Source organism: Oceanococcus sp. HetDA_MAG_MS8 (assembly GCA_019192445.1).
GTDB lineage: Bacteria > Pseudomonadota > Gammaproteobacteria > Nevskiales > Oceanococcaceae > MS8.
Map to the genome: position 1 here is coordinate 1 of JAHCMK010000004.1, position 20,697 is coordinate 20,697.

18 protein-coding genes are annotated in these 20,697 nt (G+C 58.6%); 8 read left to right on the plus strand and 10 right to left on the minus strand.

Going from position 1 to position 20,697, the window contains the following annotated elements:
* Positions 1-100: 100 nt before the first annotated feature.
* Positions 101-1,678, minus strand: a complete 1,578-nt coding sequence (locus tag KI787_08445) for a hypothetical protein (protein MBV6629979.1) — start codon at positions 1,676-1,678, stop codon at positions 101-103.
* A gap of 178 nt (positions 1,679-1,856) precedes the next feature.
* On the opposite strand from KI787_08445, the gene KI787_08450 reads away from it, so the two are divergent.
* The 3 genes from KI787_08450 to KI787_08460 are packed head-to-tail and all read left to right on the plus strand — an operon-like array spanning position 1,857 to position 4,956.
* Entirely contained in the window at positions 1,857-3,026 is a 1,170-nt protein-coding gene (locus KI787_08450; GenBank protein ID MBV6629980.1) for a sulfotransferase, read from the plus strand.
* Positions 3,023-4,180 (plus strand): glycosyltransferase, encoded by a 1,158-nt coding sequence (locus tag KI787_08455; GenBank protein MBV6629981.1) that lies wholly within the window; start codon positions 3,023-3,025, stop codon positions 4,178-4,180. The genes KI787_08450 and KI787_08455 overlap by 4 nt, the downstream gene beginning before the upstream one ends.
* A gap of 17 nt (positions 4,181-4,197) precedes the next feature.
* Entirely contained in the window at positions 4,198-4,956 is a 759-nt protein-coding gene (locus KI787_08460; GenBank protein ID MBV6629982.1) for a DUF2334 domain-containing protein, read from the plus strand.
* A gap of 17 nt (positions 4,957-4,973) precedes the next feature.
* Here KI787_08460 and KI787_08465 read toward each other — a convergent pair whose 3' ends face one another.
* The 9 genes from KI787_08465 to KI787_08505 form a co-directional block, all read right to left on the minus strand.
* Positions 4,974-6,755 (minus strand): cation acetate symporter, encoded by a 1,782-nt coding sequence (locus KI787_08465; GenBank protein MBV6629983.1) that lies wholly within the window; start codon positions 6,753-6,755, stop codon positions 4,974-4,976.
* Between the two features lie 3 nt (positions 6,756-6,758).
* Positions 6,759-7,019, minus strand: coding sequence for a DUF4212 domain-containing protein (locus KI787_08470; protein ID MBV6629984.1), 261 nt, complete (start codon positions 7,017-7,019; stop codon positions 6,759-6,761).
* Positions 7,020-7,337: 318 nt separating this feature from the next.
* Positions 7,338-8,426, minus strand: a complete 1,089-nt coding sequence (locus tag KI787_08475; GenBank protein ID MBV6629985.1) for a hypothetical protein — start codon at positions 8,424-8,426, stop codon at positions 7,338-7,340.
* Entirely contained in the window at positions 8,407-10,404 is a 1,998-nt protein-coding gene (locus KI787_08480; protein MBV6629986.1) for a 3'-5' exonuclease, read from the minus strand. The genes KI787_08475 and KI787_08480 overlap by 20 nt, the downstream gene beginning before the upstream one ends.
* Positions 10,404-10,790: a response regulator gene (locus KI787_08485; protein ID MBV6629987.1), complete on the minus strand. Its 387-nt coding sequence runs from the start codon at positions 10,788-10,790 to the stop codon at positions 10,404-10,406. The genes KI787_08480 and KI787_08485 overlap by 1 nt, the downstream gene beginning before the upstream one ends.
* Entirely contained in the window at positions 10,783-13,422 is a 2,640-nt protein-coding gene (locus tag KI787_08490) for a histidine kinase (protein MBV6629988.1), read from the minus strand. The genes KI787_08485 and KI787_08490 overlap by 8 nt, the downstream gene beginning before the upstream one ends.
* 7 nt (positions 13,423-13,429) lie before the next feature.
* Positions 13,430-13,591, minus strand: coding sequence for a hypothetical protein (locus tag KI787_08495; protein ID MBV6629989.1), 162 nt, complete (start codon positions 13,589-13,591; stop codon positions 13,430-13,432).
* A gap of 175 nt (positions 13,592-13,766) precedes the next feature.
* A complete protein-coding gene (gene phaC / locus KI787_08500; GenBank protein ID MBV6629990.1) occupies positions 13,767-14,831 on the minus strand; it encodes a class III poly(R)-hydroxyalkanoic acid synthase subunit PhaC in 1,065 nt (354 codons plus the stop codon).
* Positions 14,828-15,739 carry a hypothetical protein gene (locus KI787_08505; GenBank protein ID MBV6629991.1) on the minus strand — a complete coding sequence of 304 codons (912 nt, stop codon included), beginning with the start codon at positions 15,737-15,739 and terminating at the stop codon, positions 14,828-14,830. The genes phaC and KI787_08505 overlap by 4 nt, the downstream gene beginning before the upstream one ends.
* A 263-nt stretch (positions 15,740-16,002) precedes the next feature.
* Between KI787_08505 and KI787_08510 the strand changes: the two genes are divergently transcribed.
* The 5 genes from KI787_08510 (at position 16,003) to KI787_08530 (ending at position 20,628) form a co-directional block, all read left to right on the plus strand.
* On the plus strand, positions 16,003-16,467 hold the full coding sequence (locus KI787_08510) for a hypothetical protein (GenBank protein MBV6629992.1): 465 nt from the start codon (positions 16,003-16,005) through the stop codon (positions 16,465-16,467).
* A 153-nt stretch (positions 16,468-16,620) separates the two neighbouring features.
* A complete protein-coding gene (locus KI787_08515; protein MBV6629993.1) occupies positions 16,621-17,802 on the plus strand; it encodes an acetyl-CoA C-acetyltransferase in 1,182 nt (393 codons plus the stop codon).
* 13 nt (positions 17,803-17,815) lie between these two features.
* Positions 17,816-18,571, plus strand: coding sequence for an acetoacetyl-CoA reductase (gene phbB / locus KI787_08520; GenBank protein MBV6629994.1), 756 nt, complete (start codon positions 17,816-17,818; stop codon positions 18,569-18,571).
* A gap of 307 nt (positions 18,572-18,878) precedes the next feature.
* Positions 18,879-19,355 carry a polyhydroxyalkanoate synthesis repressor PhaR gene (gene phaR, locus KI787_08525; GenBank protein ID MBV6629995.1) on the plus strand — a complete coding sequence of 159 codons (477 nt, stop codon included), beginning with the start codon at positions 18,879-18,881 and terminating at the stop codon, positions 19,353-19,355.
* A gap of 232 nt (positions 19,356-19,587) precedes the next feature.
* Positions 19,588-20,628 (plus strand): IS110 family transposase, encoded by a 1,041-nt coding sequence (locus KI787_08530; GenBank protein MBV6629996.1) that lies wholly within the window; start codon positions 19,588-19,590, stop codon positions 20,626-20,628.
* The last annotated feature ends 69 nt before the right edge of the window (positions 20,629-20,697 follow it).

Sequence of the window (20,697 nt, forward strand, 5' to 3'; positions counted from 1 at the left end):
TGCGCTCGCTTGAAATGGAACAACCATTCCTGCGCGAGCGCGCCTAGCGGCACACTGCGTTCTGACTCGCTGATATGTAACGAACTTCGGAGACAGGACACTAGCTACTGGAGGAGCCAGAGCCGTCTTCCAAGGGCGGCAACTGAAAAACAGCCGCAAAATAGCCCCCTAGCTCATCAAGAATCTCCTGCGCCTGATCGGGGTCGGGCGCATCATCAATTCCGGCAAGCACGCGCGCCAATCGTTGGCGATAGCTGAGCTGCATTCCCCGTGCAATCTGGATTCGCTGAGCCTGTGGAGACCCAGCACCATGCATAGACTCGGTGAGGTAACCCACCGCGTTTCGCCCTAGAGTCAGGTTCTCAATCAGGCGCAGTATGCGCATACGATCTTCCGTGGAAATATCTGCTCGCCCGCGCAAGTATTTTTGCAGCAAGGGGCCAACTTCGGAATGACGCAGATCCTGCTCAGAAGGCATGGTAGCCACCAAACCACCGGCTAGATCCTGTGCCAAGCGGCCCATCTCGTAAGGCATTTTGGTCACATGGTGTTTGCACACATTGGCCAACATATCGTCACAAATGTAAGCGCCGCTGCGGGTGGCGTGGCCCTGGTAGCTCGCCGCGATGCCAGTGGCATAAATGGTTTCATTCAGATGGGCCATTTCCACCACCTTGTCTTTGACATGGGAAGCCTTGGCCACCCCGTTGTAATCCGCCACCTGCGCAGCGGCACCGATGAGTACATCCCCCACACCGCTTTTGCACACATAGCTGCGCCGGTGATAGGAGGTGAATCGCTCCACCAACATCGCGGCATAGTCGGTCTCACCCTGCATGAACACCCATTCGTGCGGGATGAACACCTCATCGAAGATGACCATGGCCTCCTGACCACCGTACTGCGCATTGCCCACGTCTATGTCGCCCTCTTCCATGCTGCGGGTATCACAGCTTTGGCGACCGTAGATATAGGTGATACCTGGAGCATCCACGGGGACCGCTCCTACCACGGCGTAGTCGGTGTCGGCCTCGGTGAGGCGCATGGTCGGCATCACCACCATGTAATGCGAGTTCAGGCAGCCGGTTTGGTGAGCCTTAGCACCGGAGACATACACGCCCTGCTCATCCCGACGCACAATCCGCAAAAACAGATCCGGGTCGGCTTGTTGATGCGGAGCCAGCCCCCGGTCTCCCTTCACATCCGTCATCGCACCGCCGACCACAAAGTTGCCCGCATGCATGCGCGTCAGAAAAGCCTTGAGGCGGGTGTGGTAATCGGTGCCATGGGCCTCATCCATCTCATAGGTCACCGAATACAGCGCATTAAATGCATCCATTCCCACACAGCGCTGAAAGCAGGTTCCGGTGAGCTGACCCAGACGACGCTGCATTTTGTTCTGCGCCACCAGGTCATCGGCACTGGTACATACATGCAGAAAGCGGCTGACCCGCTTGCCCGTAAACGGCGATACCACCGTAGCCAACTCTGGATTGGCCAGAGCGAGGTCATAGGTCTGCGCAACGGCATTGATGGAGGGACGAATGACCGGGTGATCAACAAACTCCGGCACCATCTCCCCGAACAAAAACACGCGCAAATTACGCCCACGCAAGCTTTGGATGTAATCCGCGCCACTACGTAGAGGGCTGATGGAATCGGGGGTAGCGTCGTACATGTGTCTCTTCCGGAGTAAAGCGGCTTCGGCATCATAACGCTTGCCGCGACTCAGACTCGAGCGCTACCGCTGCCTGGCTGGAACACAGCCATGCGCACGACGAATGCGCCGTGGCTTTCATCAAAATGCAACAGCGGCGTCACAGCAGTGCAGCATCGAAGGCCTAGCGTGGGCGCTCATGAATACGTTCCTGCGCAGTGCACGCACCCAGGCCGAATGGATCAGTGACTCATTACGGCCAGGCCGCCACCCCAGCGCCCCTCTCAGCATACGCCGGCTACTGAGTCTGGGCTTAGCACTACCGCCCTATAGCGCGCTCCAAGGCCTGAACTGGGCTGGGCTGGCCCTGGACCGCTGGCTCTACCCCCATTACGCCAATGCCAGCCCGGAACAGCCGCTGTTCATCATGGGCTTGCCGCGCAGCGGAACCACGTTTGTTCACCGCAGCCTAGCCGCGGCGGATACTGACTTTCACAGCATGCGGACCTGGGAAGCCCTATTGGCTCCCTCGGTTTGTCAACGGCGGCTATGGCAGGGACTGGCAAAAATTGATCAACGCTGGCTGCGGGGAATCGTTCAACGTGGTCTAGACACCCTGGTGCATTGGGCCGCGAGTGGTCTAGATGAGATTCACAGCGTTTCCCTGCAGGACGCAGAAGAAGACTACCTAGCACTGTTGCCCGCGGCAGCGTGTTTCCTCGCGGTGCTCGCCTTCCCAGACCGTGAGGACCTTTGGCAGCTGGGCTATCTGGATCAGCTGCCCGAAAAGCAGCGCCGCCGAATCATAAGCGCTTACCTGGACATTCTTGCCCGCCAGCAATATGCCCAGGGTCATCATCGTCGCCTGCTGTCCAAAAACGCCGCTTTTGGCTCTTGGGCCGGGGCCCTCGCTTCAGCACTTCCTGAAGCCCGCTTTTTGATCTGCATTCGCGAGCCTGCCAAGGGCTTGGACTCCCAGCTCAGTGCCATTGAGCCCGCCATGCAGGCCTTGGGAACCCATGCCCAGCCGGACCGGCTTAGAGCACGCTTTTTGGAGCTTTTTGCGCATCAATATCAGCACTTGAGGCAAGTCTGCACGGACTACCCGGACCGCACTGAGGTTGTGGATATGGACCTCTTGGCAGACAACCCCGGACCCGTTCTAAAACAGGCTCTGCGTGGTCTGGGGCTACCCATCAGCGAGCAACTGCAAGCAGCATTAGAGCAGGCCCAACGTCAGGGCCGAGGCCATCGCAGCCGCGCCAGCCAACAGCCTCTGACTGAGATCCCAGAGGCATTGATGAATGACTATCAGGCGCTGCGTCAACGCGCCACCACCAGCCCACTTCCCATGGAGAAGCAAGCATGACGCTGCTGGACACTCAGACCGCCTACGCCCAAAGCGAGCTCGGGCTGCACACCATAGCGCCGGCTCAGCGCAAGCTCCGCGTGGCCTTTTTTTCCGATGCCATGCCCGAACGCAATGGCGCTGGCTCCTATTACACCGATCTCGTTGCCCATCTGCGTGAAGCACAGGTGGATGCGCGGATGTTCCAGCCGCAACGGAAAAGCCGCTGGACCCGTTTCGCGCTGCCCTTGCCTGGGGATTCCACCCAAAAGCTTCTAACGCCAAATATTCCGCAGATTTGGCAACGCTGTATGCAGTTACAACCCGACATCATCATCGCCATTACGCCCGGCCCTTTTGGGTTGCTGGGAATGGCGCTGGCCAAACGCCTGAATTGCGGATTTGCCTGCGGCTTTCATACCCAGTTTGAAGAGCTATCAAAACTGTATTGGAATCCCATGCTGCGCCGCGTTGCCAGCGGCTACCTGGAAGCCACCAACCGCATCATCTGCGCTGCCAGCTCGACGGTAATGGTGCATAACACGGCGTTGATTGAGACAGTGCGCAAGCTCGGCGCTCCCACAGTCGATGTGATGGGCACGCCACTGGCCCCCTGCTTTGTGCATAGCCCTCTGCAGCCCAATACTGGCGAACTACGCCGGGTCTGCTTTGCCGGCCGCCTCGCGCCCGAGAAAAATGTGGACCAAATACTGCAGGCAGCCAGAGCCATTCCGCAGCTACAGTTTTCTATTGCCGGTGATGGTCCTCTGTGCAAGGCGCTAGAAAAGCAGGCCGCCGGCCTCAGCAATGTGCGTTTTCATGGCTGGCTGGACCGCACTAGCCTGCTCCAAGTGATTGACGCCAGCGACATGCTGCTATTGCCATCTGCTCTGGAAACCTTTGGCACCGTCGCTTTGGAGGCCATGGCCAGAGGGCGTCCTGCGCTGGTTGCACAAGGTGCCGGTATTCATCGTTGGCCTGAGCTGGCTGTGGGTTTGTATACCCAGCAAACAGGGGAAGATGTTTGCTCAGCTTTGCAGCGCTTACTGCAGTTGGACCCAGCCTTGCGTCAAGCAAGGGCCCAGCAAGCACGCCAAGCCGCCTTACAACTGCACGAGGCCACGCTGGACCAATGGCTGCAACTCCTGCAATCGCATGCCCAGCCCCTGACATAAAACCAGGACCCACGCCTATGTCGCTGCTCACCCCCGCTTGGTTGTCCATTCATGACCTCATGCCCCAGACCCTGGATCAGGTGGGCCAGCTTCTCGACCTACTGGACAATCATGGCTATGCACGGGTTGATCTACTAGTTGTACCCGATGTGGGCTGGAATGCTGCGCAGTTACAACGACTGCAGCATTGGGCGCAGCAGGGGTATCGCTTGGTGGCCCATGGCTGGCAGCATCGGGCGCCGTATATTCGAGGCCTGCGCCATCGCGTCCACGCTGCCCTACTCTCCAGAGATGTAGCCGAGCATCTGAGCTTTACGCCCGGCGAAGAACTCGCGCTCATGCAGCGCTCACAGTCATGGTTTGCTCAGCATGATTTGCCCACACCGCAGCACTATGTGCCGCCGGCCTGGGCTCTAGGCAGGCTACGCCCCGAGCAGCTTCGCCAAAGTGGTTATGCGTCGGTGGAGGTGCTACAAGGATGTTTTCTGAAGCCCTCCATGCGGCTACACCGCCTGCCCCTGGTGGGCTTTGAGGCGGATACCACGCTGCGGGCGCGGGCCCTCCTGCCCTGGAATCAGGCCCAGGAAGCGCTGGCGACTCTCACGGGTCGCCCATTGCGTATCGCACTACACCCCCATGACCTCAGTCTCAAACTCGCGCATACCATCGCTCCCTTACTGAGCAGAGTACAAGCCATCGACCCGCAGGCTTGGTTCAATGACACCATAAAAAAACCCCGCCAAAGCTGGCGGGGTTTTCCGGCTGATGCTGCTTAGAGCAGCATCATTAACATCTAGTGAGCTTGGGCCATACCGGCACCACGAGGTACGCGAATACTTTCTACCAGCTCCTGGATATGCGCCGGGGGCTCCGCGGTCAAGCGAGACACCACAAAGGCCATCACAAAGTTCACCAAAGCTCCGACGGCGCCAATGGATTCCGGAGCAATGCCCAGCAACCAGGCATCGGGGCTATTCGGAAGCCAATTGGTACCAGCAATGAAGAACCAGCCTTTGTAAATGAAGATGTAAACCAGCGTGAAGAGCAAGCCCGACAGCATGCCAGTAATGGCGCCGGCCTTATTCACCCGCTTGGAGAAGATCCCCATCATCAAAGCTGGGAAGATGGATGAGGCCGCCAAACCAAAGGCCAAGGCCACCACCTGCGCGGCAAAACCCGGCGGATTCATCCCCAAATAACCTGCCAGGCCAATGGCGCCCGCCATGGCAATACGGCCGGCCATGAGCTCACCTTTCTCCGATATGTCGGGAGTAAATGTGCCTTTGAGCAGGTCATGGGAGATGGCCGAAGAAATGGCCAATAGCAAACCTGCCGCCGTAGACAATGCTGCGGCCAGGCCACCTGCAGCGACCAAAGCGATCACCCAGTTCGGCAATTTGGCAATTTCCGGGTTGGCCAGAACCATAATGTCCCGATCCACCTTCACCATTTCATTGCCTGCCCAGCCCATAGCGGCGGCTTTGGCAGCAAACTCTGGGTTCTTGTCGTTGTAGTACTGAATACGGCCATCGCCATTTTTATCTTCAAACTGCAGCAGCCCGGTGGTTTCCCAGGTTTTGAACCACTCTGGACGGTCCTCATACAGCAGGTTGCTTTGTGGTTCACCAATCGGCCCGGTCTGAATGGTGTCCATCAGATTCATCCGCGCCATAGCGCCTACGGCAGGCGCCGTGGTGTAGAGAATGGCGATGAACACCAATGCCCAACCTGCAGACTTCCGTGCATCAGAAACTTTAGGCACGGTGAAGAAACGAATGATCACATGGGGCAAGCCCGCCGTTCCGATCATTAGCGATGCCGTGAGCAGGAACATATTCAAGGTGGAGCCGCCCGGATCGGTGTACTTGGCAAAGCCCAGATCGGTGACAATTTGGTCCAGCTTCTCTAGCATGAAAACACCGCTGCCATCGGCCAGGGTTCCACCTAAGCCCAATTGCGGCAGAGGGTTGCCGGTAATTTGCAGTGAGATGAACACAGCGGGAACGGTGTAGGCAAAAATCAGCACACAGTATTGGGCGATCTGGGTGTAGGTAATCCCCTTCATTCCGCCAAGTACCGCGTAGAAGAAGACGATCCCCATACCGATCAACACACCGGTTTCAAACTCCACCTCGAGAAAGCGCCCAAAGGCCACACCCACGCCTTTCATCTGGCCGATCACATAGGTAATGGAGGCTACGATGAGGCAGACCACCGCGACGAGGCGTGCGGTTCGGGAGTAGTAACGGTCACCAATAAACTCCGGCACGGTGAATTTGCCGAACTTGCGCAGGTAAGGAGCGAGCAGCAAGGCGAGTAGCACATAGCCGCCGGTCCATCCCATCAAGTAGGCGGAGGCGTTATAGCCCAAGAAGGCAATCAAGCCGGCCATAGAAATAAACGAAGCCGCACTCATCCAGTCCGCGGCTGTGGCCATGCCGTTGGCCACTGGATTGACCCCGCCACCAGCCACATAAAACTCTTTGGTGCTGCCTGCGCGTGCCCAAATAGCAATGCCCATGTACAGCGCAAAAGTGCTACCAACCGCCCAGTAGATCCAGGTTTGAAGCTCCATCGATTACTCCTCGTCTACGTCAAATTGACGGTCGATGTCGCCCATTTTCTTCACGTAGATGAAGATCAGAACAACGAATACATACACAGCACCCTGCTGGGCAAAGAAAAAGCCCAATTTGATTCCACCAATGGAAAACTGGTTTAGGAAATCTGCGAGCAAGATGCCAAAGCCATAGGACACGATGAACCATACGGCCATCAGCTTGCCCACCAAGCTCAGGTTGGCCTTCCAATAGGCCTCAGCCTTATCCGGTAAGGACATGTTTCTCTCCTCCAATACACCACGCGAAATGCGTTGGTGCACACTCTAGAAGTCGCGGCCCATTCCGGGTAGCCCGACTTTGGTCTATCGACATAGGTCGTGCCCCTAGATCACTGTTTTTTATGGCTTTTCCAGCTTCGCGACTCGTAGGCCAGCCTGCGCGAATCGACGCTCTTGGGGAGGCTTAGTCAGCCATTCAAGGCACATCACTGCGGGCTAGTGACGCCGACCCAGGCCGGCCTTGAGGAGCACAGGCAGCAGGGTACAAACAAGCAACTTGGAAACGTCATACGAAAAGGCGACGCGAGCAGGCTGTGCTTAGAGCAAGTAGCGCAAGCGGAGGCTGGATTGCATCTTTTTGGCTTCGGTCAGCGCTTGTACCAGCAGGGCTCGATCAAATCGCGACAGTTCACTCACCGGAATACGGTTGCCGACCTCTAGACCCCGCTCCATGCAGGTGAACTGCCAGCGCACACGTAAATCTTGCAGACTGCGGTAGGCTGCTACCCAAGCCTGACGATCCCTCTGCTCGCTGGGCCTGCGCGCACTTTGCTCGAGCCGGGTGGTGGTTTGTGTAGGCGGAACACCGGCCGCCAAGCTCAACACCCTGGCGGCATCGACAAATAAGGCGACCCCATTTACCTTGAGATCAATCACCGCTTGGCCTTGATGCCGCCGGGTACGCAAATCACGCCAAGGCCATAGCGGCGGCGCATTGGCAACCGCTTGGGCGGCAAGCATCTTCAGAAATACCGGTCGCGGCTTGAGATGCTCCAGCAGCCAGGTGCGCAGCTCGGAGGCCAAGTCCTGATCCCCTGCAATACCGCGAAAATCAAAAAAAATAGCCCCGTGCAATAGGGCCTGAGGATCACCCGTGTCGATCCAGCTTGCGAAGACCTGACGCCATTCTCCTGCACTTAAGCACCAACGCGGATTGCTGGCCATGACATCCCCTGGGCACAACACATAGCCGCAGCGATCCAACCATTCGTTGATTTCGCGCAGGATAGGCAGCAGCCGGTCACGGGTTTGCGCCGGATCCTGCGACTCGAAAAGCAAGGCATTGTCTTGATCGGTGTGCAGGGTCTGCTCTTCCCGACCCTCACTCCCCAAAGCCAGCCAGCACCAGCGGATTCCGCTGAAGGCCTCGGCGTACATCTGCAACAGCCGGCGTAGCACCGCGTCATTCCAGTGCGCCACGATGCGCGTGAGCACATCACTGCGCAGCCCCTCCTGATACAGAATTTGCGCCTGCCGGCGCAGTAAGCTGCAGACGCGAACCAAGTCCGCTGGCTCTTGAGCTGGCCCTATCCAGCCATCGCCCTGCGCAAGGGCATCCGCCAGGGGATGTCGTTCGCGCAGAGCGGTCTGCGCGGCCATACTCGGGTCAGTAGGCCAACCGGGCATACCAGCTCTCTCTAGAGGCGGCCATGGCCTCTCCTAAGGTGCGTATTCCCTTCTGCTGCAACAAAGGCAACAATCGGCACAGTACCTCGGCAGTCACCAGGGCATCACCCAAAGAGGTGTGGCGCCCCAACACGGTCACCCCAAGTCGCTCGGCAATGGCCTCCAAACTGTGCTGGTCACGCTCGGGGTACACCACCGCGCTCAGCAATAAGGTGTCTAAGGCCAGCTGTGGAATCCTAAGCTGGTGACGCTTGCCCGCCAAATCCAGAAAGCGCATATCAAAAGCCACGTTATGGCCAACGAGGATGGAGTTATCGGCGAACTGCAAAAACCGGCCCAGAGCATCGGCTTGACCCGGCGCATCGGCCAGCATTTCCGCCCGAATCCCATGAATTTTTTGGGACTCGGGATGAATAGGGCGCGCGGTACGAACCAAGGACTCAAAGAGCTCCTGGCCAATGAGGCGACCATTGAGCACGCGAATAGCGCCGATGGAAATAATTTCATCGCCCTGACCAGGCTGTAGCCCGGTGGTCTCGGTATCAAACACCGTCAACGCCAGTCGATCCAGGGGCTGATCCTCTTGCTCCCGATCCAGAGCCTGATCGAATAAACCGAAGTCAAAATATTCTGGTCGTGCTGGCAGCTCCGTAGCCGCACTCAAATTCTGGTCCGGTGCCGCCGCAGGTTGTAGCAGCAGGTGGATGACGCCGCCATCGCGATGAGTGTCAATCCAGATGGTGCCGCCCTGCCACTCCAACAATTGCTCGGGGGTCCAGGGTGTTTGTCCATCATCATTGACGGGGGTGTGTTGCCACGAACGAGCCTCAGCCGCATCAATATTTTGGCCGGCCCAGTGCAAGCGAATAACGGGATGACCCTCCTGCTGTGCCCCCTGCACGCGTAGCGGTTGAACCTGATGCCCACGCATCCAGCGGCATGCCAGGCTCACCAACGCCACCAAGCTGGCCGACTCCGCATGAACCCACAGACCGGCGGGGCTCTCAGGGTCAAGCTCCAGCTTGGCCCGGTCGGCCATCAAGCGGAGTAAATCTCCGAGGGCCACATCATCCAGCGGCAAACCCTGCTGCCCTTGCAAGGCGTCTGCAACCTCGGCTAACCCCGCTCCAAGCTTGGCGGCCTCGGTATGCACTACCTCCAGCAAAGAGCGCGCCTGCTCCGCCGGCAAGTCGGGATGATCCCTCAGGGTTTCGGTCGCCGCTTGGAGGTTGGCCAATAAGGCGCGCTGCGGTTCCAACCATTGTGCTCCCCAGCGAGCTTGCTGGCCCTGCATATCCAGAGAATCCAGTTGCAGCAATAAACCTTCTCTTTGGCCTAGCAACAATCGGCTGAAGCGCGCGCGGACCACCGTCCCCCCGCGACTCACCAGAACCCCTTGAATCCGGCGGCCATCGCTGGGCAGACGCCCGACAAAATGGCTGATGGCCCAGCGCCGGAATACGATGAATAAGGAGCGTCCTAATCCAAGCTGCCCATCCTCTTGGAGCAGTTGCTGAGCCGAGGCGTTGTAGAGCAAGACGCGGCCATCCAAGGTACTCACGATCAACGCGCCCTCCCTGGCCTCGATCAAACCCCGCAACAAATCTCGGTCTTGCTCATGTCCTGAGGTGGCTTCAGCCACCGCCACAGCGGTCTGACCTCCGGCCTGGCGCATATGCCCAACCAGGGTCTCTACAGCCTCTCGCACTCCGGCAGGTACACGATCATCATCCAGTGCATGTTCGGGGTTCGCACTGCACCATAAATCTACCGCATGAGCGAGCCTGGGCTCCCAGGCTGGACGGCGCTCGCTGCGCGCCCACAGCCGCAATAAACCTGTAGAACAAAACAGATTCAGGGCCGCGAGGGCTGCTGTGAAGGGGCTGGGTTGCCAGATCACGATGGCGGCACTCACAAGCACAAGAACAGCGCACAGCAGCGCCGATCGCCACCAGAGCTTGGACAAACCCCAGGTCACTATGGCTCCTTCGCCTGGTCGAGCAGCCCCTGGACGCGAGTGAGCAGTTCGCGTGTGGAAAATGGCTTGATGACATAGTCCGTTGCGCCCAGCGCGCGCCCCTTCACACGGTCGGCGTCACGTCCCTTCGCCGTGAGCATGACGATGGGCGTATGCGCGAATTCCGGCAAAGCGCGCAGAGCTTGGCATACGCTAAAGCCATCCAGTTTGGGCATCATGACATCCAGCAGGAGCAGGTCAGGATGGTGTTGCTGGGCCATCTCCAGGGCGGCCTCACCATCGCGGGCCACGAGTACGCTAAAGCCGGCCCGCGCCAGCAGAAATTCCAAGGACACCAGGATATTGTCTTCATCGTCGGCAACAAGAACGGTGGCTGCATCACTCATGGGAGGCCTCCTGCACGGGCAAGGAAAATGAAAATTGGGCGCCCCAGCCTGGATTGCTATGCACCCAGATGCGCCCACCCCAATGCTCGACGATTCGCTTAGTAATCGCCAGCCCCAAACCGGTACCGGAGGCTCGGCGTTCCTGCCGTCGCGCTTGGCGGAAACGATCAAAGATCAGTTCCTGTTCCTCCGCGGCAATTCCAGGCCCGTTGTCTGACACCATTATCACGATCTCATCTCCTTCATTCCGGCTGCGAATTTGGACCCGACCGCCGTCTGCGGGACAAAATTTGAGAGCGTTCGCGATTAAATTGACCAGGACTTGGTGCAGGCGATCGGGGTCGCCCCGCACCTGGACCTGGGTCGCATCCAGTACCAGCTCCACCGCGACAGCCTGTTGGTCCGCCAGGCTCCGAAGCACCCCCACGGCGCGCTCAACCGCGGCATGGACATCCAAGACTCCTGCATTATCGGCCGTGCTTTCGGACTCCAACTTGGACAAATCCAGAACCTGCTCAATCAAGCGGGTTAAGCGATCACTCTCGTCGATAACGATCTTTAGAAACCGGCTGCGCTCGGCCTCGCTCAGCTCTGCGTCGTCGCGCATGATTTCGGTAAAGGCGCGAATGGAGGTCAGGGGCGTGCGTAGTTCGTGTGTCACAGTGGACACGAAATCGTCTTTAAGGCGATCCAGCTCGCGCAGCCGTAGATTTGCCGCGCGCAGATCGCGCGTCGCCCTTTCCAGGGCATCGCTTTTGTGTTGCAGCTCACGCGCCATGCGCAAAGCCCCGGAGGTTTCCGCCAAAAGGGCAAAGACCTCGTCCTGGCTCATCTCATGCGCATTGGCCACTGAGCCCACCAAAATCCTTGCCGATGCGGAGCCTACAGCCGCGGCCAGCTCGGACTCGACAGCCTGCAAAAGTTCACTATCGGCCTGCACTTGCGGGCCGGTCTGAGCAAGCAGCTCCGCTGTGCGCTCTGCACCCAGCACATGCCGAAGCAGGCTTTCCAAATCAGCCATGGCCACCCCTCCACGCCACAGGCTGGGCATGGCGGTGGCTGGTGTACCGCGCATGGCATGCACGAAGTCTTCGGCCTGCGCGATCTCGGTCGCTCGCGGCCGGCCCCACAATGAGAACAACACGGTGAGAAGCAGATTCATGCCCAGGCTCCAAAACACGCCGTGACTCAGGGGGGAAAAAGCATCCACGCCAAGGAGCTGCGTTGGCGCCAGTATGGCTGGCCAGTAGTCCTCGTACTGCGGCCAAACCGAGGGCAGGAACAAGCTATGCAGCCATATCAAACAGCCGGCGGCCAGGCCCACGGCCACCGCTCTTTTGCGGACTTGAGTCCAAAGCAAGCCCAAAACAACCGCTGGTAAGAACTGCGCAACGGCCGCAAATGAGACCAGGCCGATGGACACTAAGGATCGCTGCGCGCTGACCGCCTCCGCATAGGCATAGCCGGCCAACAGAATCAGCACCATGCTCCAACGGCGAATGACCAGCAAGCGCTGCCCCAGACGCACGGGGACGGCAGCCCCGCGCCGGGCACGCAGAAATAAGGGCAATGCCCAGTCATTACTGACCATCGTTGCCAGCGCGGTGGTCTCCACAATAATCATCCCGGTCGCTGCTGACAGCCCACCGAGAAAGGCCAGCTGCGCCAACCATGGGGCATCCAGAGCGAGCGGCAGTGCCAACACCCAAATGTCTGCGGAGTCCTGGTCCCCGAACATGCTCAAACCCGCCAAGGCCAGCGGCAGTACCGCTAAATTAATGAGCAACAAATACAGCGGGAACATCCAGGAGGCGGTGCGCGCATGATCGGGATTGTCGTTCTCGACCACCAACATTTGAAACTGCCGCGGCAGCAGAACCACTGCTCCGGCTGATAACAGCATCAGAACGAACCAGTCGCCGTAGCCACGCCCTGGTCGCGATACCTGCAGCCAGTCAGCAGCTTGCGCATCAAGGGCAGCGCCTAAGCCCCGCCCCGCCGGCCAAACCTCCACGACGACATAACCGGCCACCAGCAATAACGCGGCAAGCTTGAGTAGCGATTCCAGAGCAATGGCGCGAACCATACCGTGATGCTGCTCGGTAACTTGAAGGTTGCGGGTACCAAACAAAATCGCAAACACCGCCATACCCATTGCAATGGCCAATGTCGTGAAGGAACCCAGCAACCCACCTCCTTCCACCCCTGCCAGTAGAGCGAAGCTCAGATCCACCGCGCGAAGTTGCAGGGCGATATAAGGCACCACGCCGAGCAAAGCCACGAGGGTGGCCAGTGCTGCCAAGCTGGCGCTCTTGCCATAGCGCGCCGCCAACAGGTCTGGCACGGACGACACCCTGTGGCGCTGACTGAGCGCAATGAGCCTCGGTAGAAACAGTGGAAACAACAAAGCGACCAGTGTTGGCCCCAGGTACACCGGCAAAAAGCCCAATCCATTGTCAGCGGCAGCGCCAACCGAACCGTAGTAGGTCCAGGATGTGCAATACACGGCGAGTGACAAGGTGTATGTCAGAGCTGAGCTACGCGGACGGGTGGCGCGTGCATCCACCCTGTAAGCCACCAAAAACAGCAGGGCAATCCAGGCCGCTGCAAGCAGCAGCGCGGTGAGTGTCATCGAGTCGTCAATGGCGCTGGGCCAGCAGCGCTGCGCCCACGATTAACACAGCCCATAGACCAAACAGCCACACTGCCGCGTTGCCGTAGGCATCCACGACATTGAGCACCGGCGGAAACATACCCGCTAGGCCCAGTGCGACGAGCACCAAGTAACGTGCCTGCAACATCGTTGGCGTTTTCTCCTCCGCGAATGGATCACTGCAGCGGATGGCTGCAACCGTAGCAGACTGCCGCAGTTCTCAGGCCTTGGTCTATGCCTCCATAGTCGAAGCGCAGCGCGCAGGGCTCAAAAAAAAGGCCGGTCAGTTGACCGGCCTGAGACGCTGAGGCTCATCCCCAGGGTTAGCGCTCCGCTAACCACTCGCTAATTGCGGGTGGTACCAGTTTTTGTGAGCGGCCGGACACATACAAACCAATGTGGCCCCCAGGAAATTCCAGCTCGGTGTAATCCTCGGTTCCCACATGCTTTTCCATGGCCTTGGAGGCATCGGGCGGTACTAAATGATCATCCCGGGCGAAGATGTTCAAGATCGGCATTTGCAGATCAGCCAGCCGAATGGGCACGCCATCAATTTCCAGGGTGCCCTTAATGAGCTGATTCTCTTGATGGAAGCGACGCACGAACTCAGCAAAGGCCGCACCGGCTTGCGCGGGACTATCAAAAATCCATTGTTCCATGCGTAGAAAGTTCTCCACGCCCTCGCGATTGTCGGCCACATCCAGCAAAGACCAGTACTTCTGCAGATTCAACCGGAACGGCTTTAAGGTGAGGTAGGACACATTCAGTAAATCCCCTGGAACATTGCCAAGCGCTTTCACTGTGAGGTCAGCATCCGAGTCCATCGCCCACTTGGTGAGCAAGTTATCGGAGGTTTGAAAATCGACGGGCGTCACCATGGTGATCAAATTACGCACATTCTCAGGATGCGCGGCTGCATAGCAGGTGGCGAAAACGCCTCCCTGACACACGCCGACCAAATTCACCTGCGGGCTTTTGGTCATCGTTTTGACCTGCTCTACACAATCATGCAGGTAGCCAAAGATGTAATCGCCTAGGCTGGTAAACCGATCTGCAGGGTCGGGGTAGCCCCAATCGATGAGGTAAATATCATGCCCCGCGCGGCTCAATGCACCCAACACACTGCGGTCGTGCTGTAAGTCCATCATGTGGGGGCGATTGACCAAGGCATAACTCACTAGCAGGGGCTGGGCTTTGGTCTTGCCCGCACTGGGGTAGCGGTAGAGTTTGACGGGGTCAGACTCCCACACCACATCCCGTGGGCTGACGCCCGTGGTTTCATCCACGATGCCGCGCAAGTTCTGCGGCAACTGCATCATGCCCCAGCTCATGCGCTGGGCTTCCAGGGCGGCTTCGGCCGGGTTCAGATTAAATAATGGGGCGGTCATGCCTGAGCTCCTGTAGCTGCTTTCTTGGTGGTGGATCGACTACGACTCGTCGCCGGGCGCTTCTTCAACGCGGCCACATCGGCCTGCAGCGCCGCCAGTTCCGACTTCAGCTGGCGATTCTCCCGGCGCAGGGCGGCCATCCGGCGGTGGGTGGTATCCAATTCACGGCGCGACGGCAACCCAATGAATTCCAGGCATTGGTCCAAGTTGGCTTGGCGCTCGATTTTGAGCTCCATGAGCAAATTGCTGAGTTCGCCCTGAGCCTTTCCGTAGTCTTTGCTATGCGCGATCTCGGCAAAGGCATCTTCGGCCGCGTCAATCCACAGATCTAGAACCGCTCGGGTGCTGTCCAGCGTTTTTTCTGATTGGGTGAGTTGCTGCACGCGCTCCTGGAGTTTTTCCTGCAAGAGTTCCGGAAAGCGCTGCATAACCTGCGCGAAGGCGGCCATTTTGGCGGGTAGCTGCGCCGCTTTGGCAGAGTGCTCCTGCCCCTGGCGAAGATACTCGCGGGCCGCGCCCAGGGGCGCAAGTTCATTGGCCCAGCTCATCCCCTGCCCCATTGGTAGGTCCTTGAGCCAGTCGAGTACGCCATCCGTAGACAGGCCAGGTGCCGCAGATTTCCACAGCGTTTGCCAAGGCTGCTGACCCTGCAAAAACTGCTGCATTAGCGGCGTCATGGTTTTTCCCATCTCGGTCAATAGCTGTTGGGGGCTTTGCGCCCCGGAACCGACGGCCTTCACCGTGGCTTGCAACATATCGAGCAGCGGCTGCATGCCAGGGGGCGTCATCGACGCCGCCGACGTTGCCGCACCCAAGTTAGCCCAGGGGTTCGTGGGGGGAGTCCATGCCGACTGGGCTGTTTTCATGAAGTCCAACCAGGGTTGGGAGAAGTCGTTTGCAGTTGTCATCCGGTGTCGTCCTTGGGAATGTGGGTGTAGTTTGCTGTTTTTGCGTCGCGGAATCTCTACGACTTCAGTCGAAGACCATTCGGACTAGGCACGTCTTGACGATTTTCCACCCACTGCAAAGAAACCTATATATAGGCGATTTTTAAAAAGCCTCATAGATAGGACAATTCGCACCACCTTCTACCAAGGTCGATACTTATTTTTTTGCATTGCGGAATTTTGGCCCTATACTGAACTTGCCCATTCACCCAACGGAGCAAACAATGAGCACCCTGAACAACACCCTGAAGAGCTGGACCGAACTGGCCCAGAAAGCGAACGAACCCCTGCTCGGCCTGCTGAAAAGCTATGAAGAGCTAGGCCAGTCTTTGAGCACCGAGCACAGCAAACAGCTAGAGACAGCGTTGGCCGAAGCCAAGGCCTCCGGCGAAACTCTGCTTGGCGCTAAAACCATCGGCGATGCAGTGACCGCCCAACGCAACATCCTCAATGCCTGGACGGAGCTGCTGCAGCAACAGGCACAGAGCTGGGCGCAATCGGCCACGGATGCAACAGAAAGCCTCACCCAAACGCACGAAGAAGCCGGACGCGAGGCCCTGGAGCTGCTGGGACAGGCAACCGATCAACTCAGCAAAGACGCAGTCGGCGCAGTCGAGCAATACCTGACCAATATTGAAGTGGCATTGAGCTGGATGCTCAAACTCGCCGCACAGCCCAAAACGGCCTAAACGGGCCATCACTTGCCCCAGGCCAATGGCCTGGGGCGCTTGATTTTTGGGACGGGCAGCGGGCTGTGGCGGGCCAGGACACGCCCAAGCAGATGGCATAACCCACGATCGCTCTCGCCCCACCCCGGCACCCTATGAATAAAGGAGGAGCCCATGAAAGACATCGTAATTCTGGCCGCGAAACGCACTGCTATTGGCAGCTTCGGCGGTAGCTTAGCCGGCATCAGTGCCGTAGAGCTTGGCAGCAAAGTCACGGCCGACGCCCTGGCCACCGCGGGAATCCCTGTGGATGCTGTTGATGAGGTCATTCTCGGCCAAGTACTGGCGGCTGGCGCAGGCCAAAACCCAGCGCGGCAGAGCGCTATTCATGCTGGCCTCCCTCAAGAAGTTCCAGCGCTCACCATTAATAAGGTCTGCGGCAGCGGACTCAAAGCGGTGCATTTGGCAGCCCAGGCTATTGCTTTAGGTGATGCCGATTGCGTTGTCGCCGGCGGCCAAGAAAACATGAGTAGCGCAGCGCATGTGTTACCCGGATCACGCAACGGTCAACGCATGGGCCCCTGGACCATGCAAGACAGCATGATCACCGACGGCCTCTGGGATGCGTTTAATGATTTTCATATGGGCATCACGGCCGAGAACTTGGCCAGCAAGTACGAGATTTCTCGCGCGGAACAAGATGCTTTCGCCGCGCACTCCCAGCACAAGGCCGCAGCAGCAAGAGACGCTGGTCACTTTGCCAGCCAAATCACGACAATCGACATTCCAAGGCGCAAACAAGAGCCTTTGGCTTTTGCGCAGGATGAGTTCATCCGGGGCGACGCTACAGCTGAGGGCTTAGGCGGCCTACGCCCTGCCTTCAAAAAAGATGGCAGCGTCACTGCGGGCAATGCCTCCGGGCTTAATGACGGCGCCGCTGTGGTGGTTGTCGCCAGTGCCGACTTTGCCCGCAATCATGGCCTCACGCCGCTGGCCCGCGTGGTGTCCTGGGCGAGCGCTGGTGTCGACCCCAAAATTATGGGAATCGGCCCGGTCCCAGCCACCCAGCGCTGCTTGAATAAGGCCAACTGGGACATTCACAGCCTAGATTTGATTGAGGCCAATGAAGCCTTTGCTGCCCAGGCCTTAGCCGTGGGACGTGAACTTCAGTGGGATGCGGACAAGGTCAACGTCCACGGCGGCGCCATTGCACTCGGCCACCCGATTGGCGCCTCCGGCTGTCGCATTTTGGTCACGCTCACACATGCCCTGCAGCAACGCGGTGGCGGACGGGGTTTGGCCACTCTTTGTATTGGCGGCGGTCAAGGCGTCGCCCTGGCTTTAGAAACTCTATAAGAAGGACAAACACATGCACATCAACCTCAAAGACCGCGTCGCACTAGTGACTGGCGGTAGCGGCGCCATCGGTCGCATTATTTGCGTTTACCTCGCCCGCGCAGGAGCCGGAGTGGTAGGTAACTGCTCCTCTTTGGACGCACCCTCTGCCGCCCAATTGCAACAAGATGCCAAGGCCAATGGCTGGGATATCGGCCTGTCCCCATTCAATGTGGGCGACTTCGACGAGACTCAAATCGCCATCCAGCGCATTGAAGAGGAGTATGGGCCCATCGAAATCCTAGTCAATGCCGCGGGAATTACCCGGGACGCCCCCATCAAACGGATGGATTTGAACCAGTGGCAGGCGGTGATGAAGGTCAACCTCGATAGCTGCTTCAACACCTGCCGCCATATCGCACCCGGAATGGCCGAGCGTGGCTACGGAAGAATCATCAATATTTCCTCCATCAATGGGCAAAAAGGCCAATTTGGTCAGGTGAACTACTCGGCCGCCAAAGCGGGCATGCATGGGCTCACCATGGCCTTGGCTCAAGAAGTCGCGCGCAAAGGCGTCACCGTGAATACAGTATCGCCGGGCTATATCGACAGTCCTATGATTCAAGCGGTGCCGGAAAAAATCCGCGAGGGCATTCAGGCTGGCATTCCCGCCGGTCGCTTTGGCCAGCCGCGCGATATTGCCGCCATGGTCACCTATCTAGCCTCTGAGCAAGCGTCCTTCCTCACCGGTAGTAACATCCCGGTCAATGGCGGGCAATTCATGCACTAGGCAGGCGCTAATTTCACCCCCAAGCACCTCAGCGGGCCACCGCCGAACACCCTCAACCGCAGCAACTGGGCATACCCAAAGCCCACTGTGTATCTGCGGGTGACTTCGGCGGGGACCCGCCTGAGGGCCACGGGCACTATGCGCGCCCCAGAGACACTGACGATGCCACTGGCATGCCATCGTCCAAGGTTGTGCTCGGTCGAAAAGCCGCCCCTCATCGGCATCTTCCGATGCATGACCCTTCCCACTGCGGTGGCCATTGCCGCACTTACCCCCGCAGTAGCGCCGGGCAAGCTAGGATTCCCCCATGACTGAACCCCGCATCATCCGTAAATACCCCAATCGACGCTTATACGACACCACAACGGCGCAATTTATAAATACCGACGCCCTGCGCGATATGGTGATTGCGGGTGATAGCTTTCGGGTCTTGGACAGCAAAACCAAAAAGGACCTCACCCGGCAAACCCTTCTTCAAGTGGTGACTGAAGCCGAGGAAAAAGGCGAGCCCCTGCTCTCCGAGGAGGTTCTCAGGCACATGATCCGGTTCTACGGCTCGGTGATGCAGTCAGCCTTCAGACCTTACCTAGAGCGCTCAATAACCCAGTTCTTAGGCCATCAAGAACAATGGCAACAGCAGCTGGAAAATCTGTTTCAAGAGGGCCCTCTGGGCGCACTGCAGGATGTCGCCAAAGTCCAGGGCGAAGTGATGAAGCAATGGACCCAGATGTGGTCGCAGCCGACCCACTCTCCTGACACACCCACAGAGCCCGACGAGCGCTAAGCTTTAGGGAAGTACTGATTTAATGCCTGCACTTGCAATCTGAGTTGTCGGCGGTGCTCGAAATCCTCATGTACACCCACATACACTGCGGTTTTTGCGCTCCGGCGACAACCCACCTTGCTGCGCTCGACGATTCAATCAGTGATGAAATGGACTCCCCCGGTAATTTACTCGGCATCACAAGTGCCACGCTGAATGTTCTAACCATCAGCCTTTACCGAAGGAGCCCAACATGGATGCTACGACTGTCGCCATTGATCTGGCAAAAGACGTTTTTGAGATTGCCCTTGCGGATGCGAATCACAGGATCATTAAACGGCTGCGGTTGAGTCGGGGTGATTTTGCGTTGTTGCCACACTCTCTGTCTCCCGCCACCGTCGTCATGGAAGCCTGTGCGACCAGTCATTACTGGGCGCGTCTTTTTCGGGAAGCCGGGCATTCGGTGCGCTTGCTGCCGGCGCATTACGTGCGGCCCTACCGAAAACGTAACAAGACAGACCGGGCCGATGCTGCGGCCTTGGTTCAGGCGGCGCGAGATCCCGACATTCTGCCGGTGGCCATTAAGACTGAGTACCAGCAGAGCATCATGGCCCTGCATCGCATCCGCTCGGCATGGGTCGCAACACGGACCGCTCGCATCAATCTCGTGCGGGGGCTACTGCGCGAGTTCGGCATCCTTCTTCCCTCGGGGGCAGCGAATGTCATCCCAGGGGCGTTGGTGGCTTTGAGCGACCGAGCCTTGCCTTTGTCCTTCGTTGAAGGGCTGCTTCCAGCCATCGACGAGATACGAGAATTGGACGCCAGAATTGATGCCCTCGATAAGCAGCTTGCTGCGCTGGCCCGGCAGAGCAAGGACGCGACGAGGCTGCAAAGCATTCCCGGCATTGGCGTGATGACGGCCACCGCTTTGGCCGCGTCGGTGGGCGATGCCCAGCAATTCCGCTCGGGGCGCCACATGGCGAGCTGGCTGGGGCTGACGCCCCGCGAGTCGTCCAGCGGGAGCAAACGCCACCTGGGCAGCATCTCCAAACGGGGCGACGTGTATCTGCGAAAGCTGCTGATTCATGGCGCCCGATCCGCTCTACTGCAAGCCAAGCGGGTGGCGAAGCGAGAACCTGGCGAGTTGACCAAGCTCCAAGCGTGGGTTCTGGCGCTCGAACAACGCGTGGGCCACAACAAAGCTGCTGTGGCCCTGGCCAACAAAATCGCCCGCATCGCCTGGGCCATCTGGCGACATGACCGACCTTTTAACGGCAGCTTTGCTGCCGCCTAACTGACCCCACTTCACTGGTTGCGCCGAGAGAAGAATAGTCACGACAATCAGGACCCTCCTGCAGGGGAC